This window comes from Mesorhizobium sp. M7A.F.Ca.US.007.01.2.1 (genome assembly GCF_003998165.1).
Lineage (GTDB): Bacteria > Pseudomonadota > Alphaproteobacteria > Rhizobiales > Rhizobiaceae > Mesorhizobium > Mesorhizobium ciceri.
On record NZ_RZQP01000054.1, the window covers coordinates 1 to 12,955 of the forward strand.

The 12,955-nt window shown below is 62.0% G+C and carries 13 protein-coding genes; 7 read left to right on the forward strand and 6 right to left on the reverse strand.

Annotated elements, in window-relative coordinates; genetic code table 11:
* The 3 genes from EN949_RS12720 to ggt form a co-directional block, all read left to right on the forward strand.
* A partial coding sequence (locus EN949_RS12720; protein ID WP_127371703.1) for an SDR family oxidoreductase occupies window positions 1-864 on the forward strand: 864 nt, incomplete at its 5' end.
* A gap of 12 nt (window positions 865-876) precedes the next feature.
* Complete coding sequence (rhaI, locus tag EN949_RS12725; protein ID WP_127365807.1) at window positions 877-2,166, forward strand: L-rhamnose catabolism isomerase; 1,290 nt, start codon at window positions 877-879, stop codon at window positions 2,164-2,166.
* A gap of 308 nt (window positions 2,167-2,474) precedes the next feature.
* Window positions 2,475-4,214, forward strand: a complete 1,740-nt coding sequence (ggt, locus tag EN949_RS12730) for a gamma-glutamyltransferase (RefSeq protein WP_127365677.1) — start codon at window positions 2,475-2,477, stop codon at window positions 4,212-4,214.
* A gap of 86 nt (window positions 4,215-4,300) precedes the next feature.
* On the opposite strand, the gene EN949_RS12735 is transcribed toward ggt, so the two are convergent.
* A complete protein-coding gene (locus tag EN949_RS12735) occupies window positions 4,301-4,648 on the reverse strand; it encodes a hypothetical protein (RefSeq protein ID WP_032808338.1) in 348 nt (115 codons plus the stop codon).
* Window positions 4,649-5,152: 504 nt separating this feature from the next.
* Between EN949_RS12735 and EN949_RS12740 the strand changes: the two genes are divergently transcribed.
* The 3 genes from EN949_RS12740 to EN949_RS12750 are packed head-to-tail and all read left to right on the forward strand — an operon-like array spanning window position 5,153 to window position 8,990.
* On the forward strand, window positions 5,153-6,028 hold the full coding sequence (locus tag EN949_RS12740) for an ABC transporter substrate-binding protein (RefSeq protein WP_013533593.1): 876 nt from the start codon (window positions 5,153-5,155) through the stop codon (window positions 6,026-6,028).
* Window positions 6,021-8,069 (forward strand): Fe(3+)-hydroxamate ABC transporter permease FhuB, encoded by a 2,049-nt coding sequence (gene fhuB, locus EN949_RS12745; RefSeq protein ID WP_127365678.1) that lies wholly within the window; start codon window positions 6,021-6,023, stop codon window positions 8,067-8,069. Before EN949_RS12740 ends, fhuB begins: the two co-directional genes overlap by 8 nt.
* Before the next feature lie 21 nt (window positions 8,070-8,090).
* Window positions 8,091-8,990, forward strand: coding sequence for an alpha/beta hydrolase-fold protein (locus EN949_RS12750; RefSeq protein WP_127365679.1), 900 nt, complete (start codon window positions 8,091-8,093; stop codon window positions 8,988-8,990).
* A gap of 26 nt (window positions 8,991-9,016) precedes the next feature.
* On the opposite strand, the gene EN949_RS12755 is transcribed toward EN949_RS12750, so the two are convergent.
* The 3 genes from EN949_RS12755 to EN949_RS12765 form a co-directional block, all read right to left on the reverse strand.
* The gene (locus EN949_RS12755; RefSeq protein WP_013533590.1) at window positions 9,017-9,355 is read right to left on the reverse strand and encodes a hypothetical protein; all 339 of its coding nucleotides are present in this window, start codon (window positions 9,353-9,355) and stop codon (window positions 9,017-9,019) included.
* A gap of 396 nt (window positions 9,356-9,751) precedes the next feature.
* A complete protein-coding gene (locus EN949_RS12760) occupies window positions 9,752-10,192 on the reverse strand; it encodes a hypothetical protein (protein ID WP_013533589.1) in 441 nt (146 codons plus the stop codon).
* Window positions 10,193-10,476: 284 nt separating this feature from the next.
* Window positions 10,477-10,836, reverse strand: a complete 360-nt coding sequence (locus EN949_RS12765; protein WP_127365680.1) for a hypothetical protein — start codon at window positions 10,834-10,836, stop codon at window positions 10,477-10,479.
* A 535-nt stretch (window positions 10,837-11,371) separates the two neighbouring features.
* Between EN949_RS12765 and EN949_RS37095 the strand changes: the two genes are divergently transcribed.
* Complete coding sequence (locus EN949_RS37095; RefSeq protein WP_280945049.1) at window positions 11,372-11,503, forward strand: hypothetical protein; 132 nt, start codon at window positions 11,372-11,374, stop codon at window positions 11,501-11,503.
* A gap of 103 nt (window positions 11,504-11,606) precedes the next feature.
* Here the strand turns inward: EN949_RS37095 and EN949_RS12770 are convergent, their stop codons facing one another.
* On the reverse strand, window positions 11,607-11,786 hold the full coding sequence (locus EN949_RS12770) for a hypothetical protein (protein WP_127365681.1): 180 nt from the start codon (window positions 11,784-11,786) through the stop codon (window positions 11,607-11,609).
* Window positions 11,787-11,937: 151 nt separating this feature from the next.
* A complete protein-coding gene (locus EN949_RS12775; protein ID WP_127365682.1) occupies window positions 11,938-12,834 on the reverse strand; it encodes a hypothetical protein in 897 nt (298 codons plus the stop codon).
* Between the last annotated feature and the right edge of the window lie 121 nt (window positions 12,835-12,955).

Consider the following 12,955-nt stretch of genomic DNA (forward strand, 5'->3'; position numbering starts at 1 on the left):
GCCTTCGACATCGAGTACTGGCTGCTCGAAGACCTGAAGCTGCAGCGTATGCCGAAGCCGAAGTCGCTTGCCGGCCAGATCGCCCTGGTCACGGGTGGCGCCGGCGGCATCGGCCGCGCCACGGCCAACCGCCTGCTGCGCGAAGGCGCCTGCGTGGTGCTGGCCGACATCGATGAGGCGGCACTCGCCAGCACCAATGACGAACTGGCGAAAGTCTACGGCAGGGACTTCGTGCGGCCGGTGCTGATCAATGTCACCTCGGAGGAGCAGGTCATTTCGGGCTTTGCCGAGACAGCGGTCGAGTTCGGCGGCATCGACATTCTGGTATCGAATGCAGGGCTGGCCTCCTCGGCCCCGATCGAGGAGACGACGCTGGCGCTGTGGAACAAGAACATGGACATCCTGTCGACCGGTTATTTCCTGGTCTCGCGGGAAGCGTTCCGGCTGTTCCGCGCGCAGAAGATTGGCGGCAACGTCGTCTTCGTCGCCTCCAAGAACGGCCTTGCCGCATCGCCGAACGCCGCCGCCTATTGCACCGCCAAGGCTGCCGAGATCCATCTCGCCCGCTGCCTGGCGCTGGAGGGCGCGGAGGCGCAGATCAGGGTCAATGTCGTCAACCCGGACGCGGTGCTGCGCGGCTCGAAGATCTGGACCGGCGAGTGGAAGGAACAGCGCGCCGCCGCCTACAAGATGTCGACCGACGATCTGGAGGAGCACTATCGCTCGCGTTCGATGCTGAAGCGCTCGGTCTTCCCGGAAGACATCGCAGAGGCGATCTATTTCCTGGCGTCCGACATGTCGGCCAAGTCGACCGGCAACATCATCAATGTCGACGCGGGCAACGCCCAGTCGTTCACGCGCTGAGCGGAGGGGACGATGGAACACATCATCTCCGCCGGCCTCGTCGACAAGGACAACGCCGCGCGCAAGGCCAACCTCGAGCGCGACTATGCCTCGCTCGGCGAGCGGCTCGACCGTCGCGGCATCGCCATCGACGCTGTCAGAGACAAGGTCGAGAAATTCGCGGTGGCGATCCCGTCCTGGGGCGTCGGCACCGGCGGCACGCGTTTTGCCCGCTTTCCCGGTGCCGGCGAGCCACGCGACATCTTCGACAAGATCGAGGATTGCGCCGTCATCCAGCAATTGACGCAGGCGACGCCGACCGTTTCCCTGCACATTCCGTGGGACAAGGCCGATCCGAACCGGCTGAAGCAAGCGGCCTCGCGCTTTGGCCTCGGCTTCGACGCCATGAACTCCAACACCTTTTCCGACGCCAAGGACCAGAAGCTCTCCTACAAATTCGGCTCGCTGTCGCATGCCGACGCCGGCACGCGCCGGCAAGCGGTCGAGCACAATCTCGAATGCATCGAGATCGGCAAGACGCTCGGCTCCAAGGCGCTGACGGTGTGGATCGGCGACGGTTCGAACTTTCCCGGCCAGGTCAATTTCGCCAAGGCATTCGAGCGCTATCTCGACGCCATGAAAGAGGTCTACGCCGGACTGCCCGCCGACTGGAAGCTGTTCAGCGAGCACAAGATGTACGAGCCGGCCTTCTATTCCACCGTCGTGCAGGACTGGGGCACCAACTACATGATCGCGCAGGAGCTGGGCGACAAGGCGTTCTGTCTCGTCGACCTCGGCCACCATGCCCCAAACGTCAACATCGAGATGATCGTGTCGCGGCTGATCCAGTTCAAAAAACTCGGCGGCTTCCACTTCAACGATTCGAAATATGGCGACGACGATCTCGACGCCGGTTCGATCGATCCTTACCGGCTGTTTCTCGTCTTCAACGAACTGGTCGACGCCGAACTTTCCGGCGCCGAGGGGTTCGACCCGGCCCACATGCTCGACCAGAGCCACAACGTCACCGATCCGATCGAAAGCCTGATGCTATCGGCGGTCGAGGTGCAGCGCGCCTATGCGCAGGCGCTGCTGGTCGACCGCAAGGCGTTGGAAGATTTTCAGGATAGCAATGACGCGCTGATGGCGACGCAGACGCTGAAAGCGGCCTACCGCACCGATGTCGAGCCGATCCTCGCCATGGCGCGGCTGAAGACCGGCGGCGCCATCGACCCGGTCGCCGCCTATCGAGCGGCGGGTTACCGCGCCAAGGTTGCAGCGGAACGCCCTGCAGTCGCTGGCGGTTCGGGCGGCATTGTCTGAGGCCGAGCCGGCCCCCTCATCCGGCCGCTTTGCGGCCACCGCCCTCCGGGCGTTCGTTGTTCGAAAAGCCAAGCAGTTGGCTTTTCGCCCGCTGCGCGGACCACGCCTCACCCCCGCAGGGAGAAGAGACTGGCGTCAGCGCTGACACCTCCTCTCCCCTCGGGGAGAGGTCGGATTGCCCCGAATTGCCCTTCGCAATTCGGTTGGCAATCCGGGTGAGGGGGCTCTTTCTCGTGCTCCCTTAATTGTTAGTGGACTCGATCCGTCCAACACGGTCTTCTAGGCATCCCCCCGCCCGGAGAACCGCCATGCCTCTCAACCGTCGGACACTGATCGCCGCCAGTCTTTCCATCACCTTTGTCCTGGCGCCGTTGACGAGTGTCTTCGCCGCCTCGCCGGCGCCGGCCAAGGGCGAGCACGGCATGGTGGTGACGGCCCAGCATCTGGCGTCCGAAGTCGGCATCGAGGTGTTGAAGAAGGGCGGCAATGCTGTCGACGCGGCGGTTGCCGTCGGCTATGCGCTCGCCGTCGTCTACCCCAATGCCGGCAATATCGGCGGCGGCGGCTTCATGACCATCCGCTTCAAGGACGGCAAATCGACCTTTCTCGATTTCCGCGAGCGGGCGCCGCTGGCGGCGACAAAAACCATGTATCTCGACAAGGACGGCAACCCGGCGAAGGGCGCCAGCCTCGACGGCTATCTCGCCGTCGGCGTACCGGGCTCTGTGGCTGGCTTCGAGATGGCCCGTGAAAAATACGGCAAATTGTCCCGCCAGGATCTGATGGCGCCGGCAATCGGCTACGCCAAGGACGGGTTCATCCTCAATCAGGGCGACGCTGCCTCGTTTGCCGGCAGTGCCGACAGGCTGGCGAAGGACCCCGCGGCCGCCGCCATATTCCTGAAACCCGACGGCAAGCCCTATGGCATCGGCGAGCGGCTGGTTCAGCCCGACCTCGCCGCCTCGCTCGCCGCCATTTCCGAAAAGGGTACGGATGCCTTCTATAAAGGCGCCATCGCTGACGCCATCATCAAGGCGAGCGGCGCCAAGGGCGGCATTCTCGCCAAGCCGGATTTCGAGCAGTATGCGGTGCGTGAGCTCAAGCCCGTGACCTGTACCTATCGCGGCTACGAGATCACCTCCTCGCCGCCGCCCAGCTCCGGCGGCATCATCATCTGCGAAATCCTCAACGTCCTGGAGGGCTATCCGCTGTCCTATCTCGGCGCAGGTTCCGCCGAGACGGTCCACGTCATGGTCGAGGCGATGCGCTACGCCTATGTCGACCGCAATTCAGCGCTTGGCGATCCTGATTTCGTCGACAACCCGGTCTCGAAACTGCTTGATAAGGCCTATGCCAAGGATATCCGCGACAAGATCGACCCGTTCCGGGCGGGCGTGTCGCAGGATTTGATGCCGAAGGGCTTTGGCGAGAGCAAGGAGACGACGCATTATTCGATCATCGACGATGCAGGCAATGCGGTAGCGGTCACCTACACGTTGAACGGTTCCTTTGGAGCCGGCGTCGTCGCCGACGGCACCGGCATCCTGCTCAACAACGAAATGGACGATTTCACCCAGAAACCCGGCGTGCCCAACCTCTATGGCCTGGTCCAGGGGGAGGCCAACGCCATCCAGCCGAAGAAGACGCCGCTGTCGTCGATGAGCCCGACCGTGGTCGCCAAGGACGGCAAGCCGTTCATGGTCATCGGCAGCCCCGGCGGCTCCCGCATCATCACCATCACGCTGGAAGCGATCGTCAATGTCATCGACCACGGCATGAACATCCAGGAGGCGATCGACGCGCCGCGCATCCACCATCAATGGCTGCCCGACAAGGTGTATGTCGAGCCGTTCGGCCTGTCGCCGGACACAGAAAAGCTGCTGGCCGGCATGGGATATCACCTCGATCTCGCCGACCAGACCTGGGGTCAGGCCGCCGGCATCCTGGTCGGCGGCAAGAGCCTGGCGGAAATCGAGAAAGGCGGCGGCGCGCGCTACAACGGCGCCATCGACAGCCGCGCGGCCTCTGGCGAGGCGCTCGGATACTGACAGCTCGGAGGAAAAGCTTGGAGCAGCGTGGCGATTCGGGTTGATCGCCCGCTGCTCAAGTGGATCGGCTCACACCGACTTGACCGTCACAAGACCAGCGTGAGGGTGGACGCAACCAGCATCAAGGCGGCAATGCCGACGAACAGCGCATAGATGCGCGGCCGGTCGAGCAGCAGCGCATTTCCGGAGATCCAGGCGGATGTGGCGCCGCCAAGCGCGAAGAGGAAGCCGTTGCGGTGCCCGAAGACCATCGATGCGGCCATCAGCCCGCCGATGATCAGCGCACCGAACACGATGATCACGGCAACGGCATATCTCTCGAAATCATTGCCGCTTCCCATGCTCGGGCCGATTGCGTTCAAGGTTGGCAGGTCGTCCGGATCGAAAGGGTTCGTCGACCCGTATTCGTCTTGACCGGCAGGCTCTCGCATCATTCGTTCTCCGTATAGCGGCAACAAATCATCAAGCCTTGCCGAGTGCAACCCGATCACGCTGCCTTGATGCGTTCGACCGGTCCTTGACGTCTTCAGGTGGCGGCTTGCTGCCGGCTTTTGGTTCTTGGCCGTCTTTGGTCTCTCAGGCAATCCAGGAAACGGCTGCCCAAAGGCGACCGTAGCTCCCTCTATCATGGAATGCATTCGTGGAGGAAAAATGATGCGGGGCGCGGATTGGGCTTCGCAAACCGTGATTCGGACGGTGACGTCGCACAGGGTTGTTGTACGGGCGAATCGCCTTGCGGCCAGTGGGCGTCTGCGCTTGGCATGCGGTTGCGTGAAAGTTGACTGGGCAGGCATCTTAAATGTTGACTAGTATACTCATGTTTCATAGTCACCGGGCAGTGGTCACTGGAGACCAACCCCCGAAAAGCAGGGCCGGCCGCATTGCAGAGAGACCAAGAGCCCCAGTCGAGAGCCGCGCCCGATCATTTGCGCAGCCGAATGACCCGGCGCCAGGCGCTCGGGCTTTTTACGCTGCCGTTCGCCGGCATGGGGTCCTCCACGGCTGAAGCCCGTCCGTTGCGCATCGTCTGCCTGGATGACGGGTTGACCGAGACCTTGCTCATGCTCGGTGTCAGCCCGGTCGCCATTGCCGATCGGGAGGTCTGGGAGAAATGGGTGGTCGAGCCGCGGCTGCCGCCCGACATTGCCGATCTCGGCACGTTGCTCGAGCCCAATCTCGAATTCCTGCAGCAGCTCAGGCCCGACATCATCCTGTCCATGCCGTATCTCGACGGCATCAAGCCGCTGCTCGAACGCGTGGCTCCAGTGACGACGATCGGGCTCTATACCGAGGCCGGGCAGCCCTATCGGCGCGCGCTCGAGGCGACGCGCCAGCTCGCCGGGCTTGTCGGCAAGGAAAGCGAAGGCGAGGCGCTGATCGCGGCGACAGACGCGTATCTTTTGGAGGTTCGCCAGCAACTGGCGCCGCTTTCGGCACGGCCGATCTATGTCGTCAGCTTCCTGGACCCCCGCAATGTGCGCGTCTACGGCGCAAAGAGCCTGTTTCAGGAGGTGTTCGACCGCATCGGGCTCAGCAACGCGTGGACGGCCGAGACCAACTATTGGGGGTTTTCGACCGTGGGCATCGACGGGCTGGCGACATCCAGCGATGCGCGCCTCGCCTATCTCGAACCCTTGCCTGAGGGCGCCGGCGGCACGCTGACCGAAAGTCCGGTCTGGAATGCCATGCCCTTCGTGCGCAACCGCTCGATCATGCGCCTTCCTGCCGTCCTGATGTTTGGCGCGCTTCCATCCGCGAGCCGTTTTGCCCGGGTCCTGGCATCGGCGATGACCGCGGAGGCCGCCCATGGCTGAGGATGCTGCCATTGCCCAAAGGGGGAAGCCTGCGTCGGCCGGCCGGGCCCCCGTGTGGAGCTTTTCCAGCAATCAGCCGGTAGGCGCGATCCTGCTTTGCGCGGTGCTGCTCGCGGCTGCGGCAGCGGCAACCGTCTCGAACCTCACCGTGCAACTGCCATCGGCGCTCTGGCTCCAATCGCTCGCCGCTCCCGACATCGCTGACATGCGGCAGGTGCTCGTCCACTATGCCTTCCTGCCCCGTCTTGCGATCAGCCTTTTGTGCGGTGCGGCGCTCGGGCTTGCCGGAACTGTCCTGCAGCAGGTTCTGCGCAACCCGCTCGCCTCGCCTGAAACCGTCGGCGTCTCGGCCGGTGCCTATCTGGCGCTGGCACTGGCGACGCTTCTGTCACCGTCCCTGCTTGCCTTCGGCCGCGAATGGGTGGCGCTGGCCGGCGCATTTATGGCCCTTGCCGCCGTCATCGCTCTGTCCTGGCACAAGGGCCTGTCGCCGCTTTCGGTGGTGCTGGCGGGGCTTGTGGTCAGCCTCTATGCCGGCGCCATCGGTGCCGCTCTCATCGTGCTGCGGCATGAATGGCTGGCCAGCCTGTTCATTTGGGGCGCCGGTTCGCTCGGCCAGCAGGACTGGTCGACGACGCTGTGGCTTTTGCCACGCATCGGCACTGCTGCGCTTGCGATCTTCTTCATGGTGCGGCCCCTGACCCTGCTTGGCCTCGACGATGAAGGCGCGCGCAGCCTTGGCGTGCCGCTCGGCGCCTATCGCTTCGCCGGACTGGCGGCCGCCGTCGCGCTGATCGCGTTTGTCGTTGCCGCTGTCGGCGTCATCGGCTTCGTCGGCCTGGCCGCGGCGACGCTCGCGCGCATCGGCGGTGGCCGGCGGCTTGGCCAACAGCTGGTGATGGCGCCGCTGATCGGCGGCGCGTTGCTGTGGGCCGCCGATCAAGGCGTGCAGATCGCCACCGGGCCGCAAGGCGACCTGCTGCCGACCGGAGCGATCACAGCACTTCTCGGTGCGCCGCTGCTGCTCTGGCTGCTGCCGCGCCTTGCGCTTGGCTCGGAAGCCCCGACCTTGATGGCCGTGCGCCTGCCGCGCGCAAGCCGGCCCGGCCTTGTTCTGATGGCACTCGGCCTGGCTCTGCTTCTGCTGCTCGGGCTGGCCCTGCTCTATGGACCGGGTCCGCATGGCTGGACCTTCGCCTTCGGCGACGAGCTGCAGCCTTTGCTGTCGTGGCGGTGGCCCCGCGTGCTTGCCGCGCTGAGTGCCGGGGCGATGCTGGCGCTTGCCGGGCTGATGATGCAGCGGCTGACCGGCAATCCGATGGCCAGCCCCGAAGTGCTGGGCATCAGTGCCGGTGCCGCCCTTGGCATGATGGTGGCGCTGTTTGCGCTCGTCAATGCCGGGCGCCCGGTTCAGACGGCGGCGGCAACGATCGGCGCCTTCGCCGCTTTGCTGGTGACGCTGGCGATCGGCCGTCGTGCCGCCTATGCGCCGGAGCGGCTGCTGCTTGCCGGCGTTGCCCTGACGGCCTTGTTCGACGCGCTGATCCTGGTGCTCACCGCGACCGGCGATCCTCGCGCCATGCTGCTGCTCAACTGGCTGACCGGTTCGACCTATGGCGTCGATGTCGGTGACGCCCTGCTGACCGGTGGTATCGCGGTCTGCCTCTTCGCGCTCGCGCCTTTCTTCATGCGCTGGCTCGACATCCTGCCGCTCGGCTCCGCCGCCGTTCAGGGCCTTGGCATCAACCTGAAGAGGGCGCGGCTTCTCGTGCTGCTGGCCGTCGCGGCACTCACCGCGGCTTCGACGCTGATCGTCGGTCCGCTGACCTTCATCGGCCTTATGGCGCCGCATCTTGCTCGTCGCCTTGGCCTTTCCCGTGCGCTGCCGCAGGCCATTGGCGCGGTGCTCGCCGGCGCGCTGATCATGGTCGCCGCCGACTGGGTGGGCCGGATCGCCATCTTCCCGCGCCAGATCCCGGCCGGTCTCGTCGCCACGTTGATCGGCGGCCCGGTGCTGATGTGGCTGCTGCGCCGCCGCTGACCGTTTTGCCTGGAGATATCCATGTCCAAGATATCCATGTCCAACGCGACGCCAGCCCTGATCGCCAACACGGCGGTCCACGATCTTGTTCCGGCGCAGGGCGGCGCGCCCTGGCGGATATTCCTGCATGTGCCGTCCGGGCCGGTGCCCGAGGCCGGCTGGCCGGTCCTCTACATGACCGACGGCAACGCCGTCATCGGCACGGCGGTCGACGCCATGCGCGCGCAGGCCTTCTATCCCACGGGCACCAATGTCGGCTGGGGCGTCATCGTCGCCATCGGCTATCCCGTCGACGGCGCCTATGATCCGCTGCGCCGCTCATGGGATCTCGGCCCGCCGCCAGGCAAGACCTACCCGCCCTTCCACGAAGGCACGTCCGAAGTCCGGACCGGTGGGGCAGGGAAATTCCTTGCTTTCATCGAGGATGAGCTGAAGCCGTGGGTCGCCAGCCGGGTCACGGTCGATGCCAGCCGCCAGGCGCTTTACGGCCATTCTTTCGGTGGCCTGTTTGCGCTCTACGCCCTGTTCACGCGGCCTTCTTCCTTTCAGACCTGGATCGCGGCGAGCCCCGCCATCTATTGGGAAGAGCGTGCCATCGACCGCTTTCTCGAAGCCTTCGAGGCCGCCATTCCCGATGGTTTGGCGGCGACCTTGATCCTGTCGGCCGGCGAGTACGAGACCGAGAAGCTGGCGCCGTTCCAGATTGGCGCCGAGGACGAGGAAAAGCGCCTGAAGCAGAAAAAGGTGACACGCACCGACGCATTCGCGCGGGCAATGGCGCAGCGTCTTGACGCTCTCCCGGGCGTGCGCGCCAGTTTCGAACTGCATGCCGGCGAGAACCACATGTCGATCCTGCCGGTCACCGTCAATCGCGCGGTGCAGGCGGCGTTTGCGGTGAGGAGGGACGCCGCCCTTTGCTGAACGCCGCAGCAAGACGGTCGGCGCTGTCATTCCTGTGAAGGGGAGGCGCTCAATCGGCGGTAGGAGACGCCGCCGAAGTTTGCCGTCACAAAATCCGTGACGGACATCTTGCGCTTGCCTCCGTCGCTGCAGGCGTAAACCGGCCAACCGGCATCGCTGCATTCGCTGGCAGCGCAGATGCGCGCCAGGCAGTTGCCGATAGTCAGCCGGAAGCCGCCCTTGCCGGCGAAGCCTTGCAACAGGCTGCCGTCCGCCGAGCGCCATGTCCGCGCACGGAATTCCGCCCGCAAAAGCAGTGGTTCGAGAGGGACCGCAAGGTTGTTTTCGCCGGCACGCCCTGCGAGCTGCAGACGGAAGCGCGCCATTGCGGTCGCGTATGCAGTCACAAGATCGGCTTGGCGAAAATAGGCGGTTGCCAGGCTTGGGCGGTCAAGCAGATGAGACGTCCACTCGCCTGCCCCTACCGGCCTCACCAAGGCAACAAAGGCAAGAAAGGCAAGAAAGGCAAGAAAGGCGAAGCAAGCTCGTGACATTTCCAGCAGCCATATCTGTCTCGGCGTGCCGGTTTGCCCCCCGGTTGCCCTCCCATAACATCCCGCCAATCGGCGCCCGGCGCAAGCCGCTTGCTAAGGCAGTTCAGAAGGCCGCCGAGCAAGGGATCCTGGAGCCGAAGACGGTGACCCGCATCGACGAACCTGTGCGGGCGATCGCGAGAGGGTGGCGGTGTTTGCGGCAAGGGATCTTGACCAGCCCAGGGTTTCCTAGCCGATGCGAGCCGGCGGCAGCTCGAACAAAGTGGCGCCGTTCTCCCGGCCGCGCTCGACATAGCCGATGACGCCGAACCATCTTGCGACATCCGGCCCCTGGAGCCAACTGCGCGAATGGATGGCGAGGTTGCCGGCGAGCGCCTGGATATGCCTGATATGCCGCTTGCAGAAACGGACGGTCGTGGCCCGGAAGAAGTCCTCCCGTGCGGCGAACAGCGTGTCGGCGGCGTCGCTGTTCTCATGCCAGGCGATGATCGCCACGGCCTTGTCACCCTCGACAAGCGCGTGCGCGCGGCCCTCCTTCAAATTCATCATAAGGTTGTCGTAGGCGATCTTGCTGTCCTTGCCGGCAGCGACGTATTCGTCCGACATCCGCTTGGACAGACCGCGAAAGACATCCTCCAGATCCCCAAGCGTTGCTGCGCGTGCTCTCATTTCTCCTCCTGACGCCCCAAGGGAAGTTTGCCCTACGGCTGAGGGGTCGCCAAGCAAATTGAATCCCGATGTGACGCGATGGGAGCAAAGTTGTTTCGCGCGGTTGCGATGATTTGAGTCCTAACTTGAGGTCTTGGAAATGGAGCTACAGGCCAAACGGGCTAGCCGTTCGTCCCCAAGCTGCCCAGAACAAAACCCTGGACCTCGGAAATTCGACCGCGCCACCAATTACCGTCTTCAACTGGAAATTGGGGCGCTGGGACCGAAGTAGATATGGACATCCTTTAAGTGAATGTAGTTCGGCGGAATTTTCGGCCCATCAGGGTCGGTCTTTGGTGTGTAGATTTCCCCGTATTGCGCGTACGACGCTTGAATATCAGCAACAAATTCCGGAGAGGCATCCTTAAAGCCCCTAGCAAACCTTGCCCCAAATTCGTCAAAATATTTCTTACCAGAGACCAAAGTGCCAGAAACAAGAGCGCCGCCAACTGTGAGCGTATTCCGATGCTAAGTTCCGCGTTGGTTGCCAAATCCACCAGATTCTGAAGGAACCAATCCTTTTCATTAGGCAGAAAGGCCAAACGGTCTTCTGTCGTTCTGCCCAAAGATTTTGAACTTTCTTCCAAAGTCTCCGAATCCGGCATGATTCTCTCCCTTTTTATTGAGAACGCCATGAACCATGAACTGGTGCAGATTTCAATCTGCCAAAGAAATCCGATGGGGCGAACTGTAGATCGGAGGGACGCCTAAGCCTTGAAATCGTCAAGAAACATACGGCGCGAACTTCGTTACCATCGTCAGCGCTACCGCTGGTGTTGGACTTCTTTTGTGGCGATGGTGGCGCACTCGTCGGCTCCGCAATTAGGCGAGTAAGGTCAACGTGGCTGCGATGAAGACGGACCGCCACACTGGACGTAGCCAACCTTTTGATATAAGGGCGCTTTTATCGATTGTGGGTTTGTTCACGTCTTTCCGAGCCCGCCGTGTCAAGCGTTTTAGTTGCACTCTTTGCCTGACTGAGCCGCCAAGATCACGGCTAAATCAGTTTGCTAATCGACGCGTCGCTGGTACCGTCTATGCACATTTAGTGATCGAGCAACATCCGCACGCTAAATACGTTTAAGTTAGTTCCGACAAAACAACACCTAACGCGCAACCTCCCGTGCGATCGGAGAAGCTATGACCGTCACCATCGATCTCGCCCAGATTTTAGGTGTAATCGCTAGCATCATCGCCATCATCGGTGGCGTTGTCGCCTTCGCCCGCTTCATCAAATGGTGGTGGAAGCGCCCGCTGGACCCGGCAGAATGAAGCTGTCGCTCTCGTTCATCTTAGCGCAATTGTCTTCAGCCGTGATGCTGGGGGAAAATGGCCAGCAAGCTTAACCAGGGGCACTGCTCGCACCCGTCGCATTTTACGCCCACGGATCAGCGCGGATGAAACTTGGCGTCGCCGTGTTGATTACAGCCTCTTTCCCTTTATCGTCCCGAATATGGACGACCGTACCTTGCTGGCTCACCACGGTACAATACTCGTACAGTTCGCCATCGCCATCAACCCATGCGAAACGGTACTTCTCGCCCTCTGCAAACATAGTCTTTCCTCCCTCCTAGGCCGTTCGCTTCCCGCCATTCGAATATCTCCACCTGACGCTCGTTGCCGGAGGTCGATCAAGCTATCGCACCGAAGCTTTACACCACGACGCCGGACAGGATGAAGCCGCCACCGATTACCACAGTCAACAACTAATTGAAGGGTCCACTAGCCAGAGTCACTCTTGTAACTAAGAGACGTTTCAGCCGCCCCGTACTACTTTCGAAACGGAAAGCGGTCAAACGTATCTCACCTTCTGCAGCAAGCCTATCTCGTGCATTACTTTGTAGGCTGTGTGTGATCATTTGAACAGTAAGGAAATCTCGGCAGGTCTCTGCCAATTCAAACGGTATCGGCCTCCGTTCCTCTTGCACGTAAATCCGACCGCGAAAGGTATTGATGTTGTAGCTGCTGACCCTGCCAACCAATTCGATGGGGTGTTCAACTTGGGTCGTAAGCCGCACGTAATCGTATGTCTCAGCGTCGAGTGTTGCGATCTCATGCACGTCGCGCCGATAAATGGATGATATATCAGCACGAGAAGCTGTTCTAGATCCATGGATCGGTCTGTGCATGTCCTTCACGGAGCTTTCAGTTTTTTCGACCAGGGAATCAAGTTGAGATTCGGTAAGCTTCGGAGCGATGGGACGCCGCTGGCGTTGGAGTTCTTCATATTGCTGGCCCAAGGTGCTGTCGAAATCGACATGAAAACCGAGGCTTTCGCTGATTACATAGTCGTAGGCAGACACAACGAGGTTTCCTAAGACAGTGTCGCGAGGTGCAGTCGCCAGTTGGTGGGCGCCGGCCGCAATCATCGCCACAGTGGTTACGACCTTCCAGCTGCCGGGCTCGGGCGACTTGATCAAAATTCGGGCGCCACGTAGATACGGTGCTTGAACGATGATCTCGCCATTAAGCACCAAGTGCGTAGTAAGCGCGAGCGATCGCTGAAACCCCGTCAGAGCGTCTGCGGCATCATAGAAATCAAGTTGGTTTTCGTCCGCATCGTTGCCGGAAAATGATAATGCAAATTTCACATTGATACTCACAGAAACCCCTCCATGCCGCCGCCATATCGCGTCGATCTGCCGAGTGTTGCAGGAAACCTGCGGAAATCAAGGAAACTCAGTTGCAAAATGAGACTGCTGCAAAATAACACAGCATAGAGAG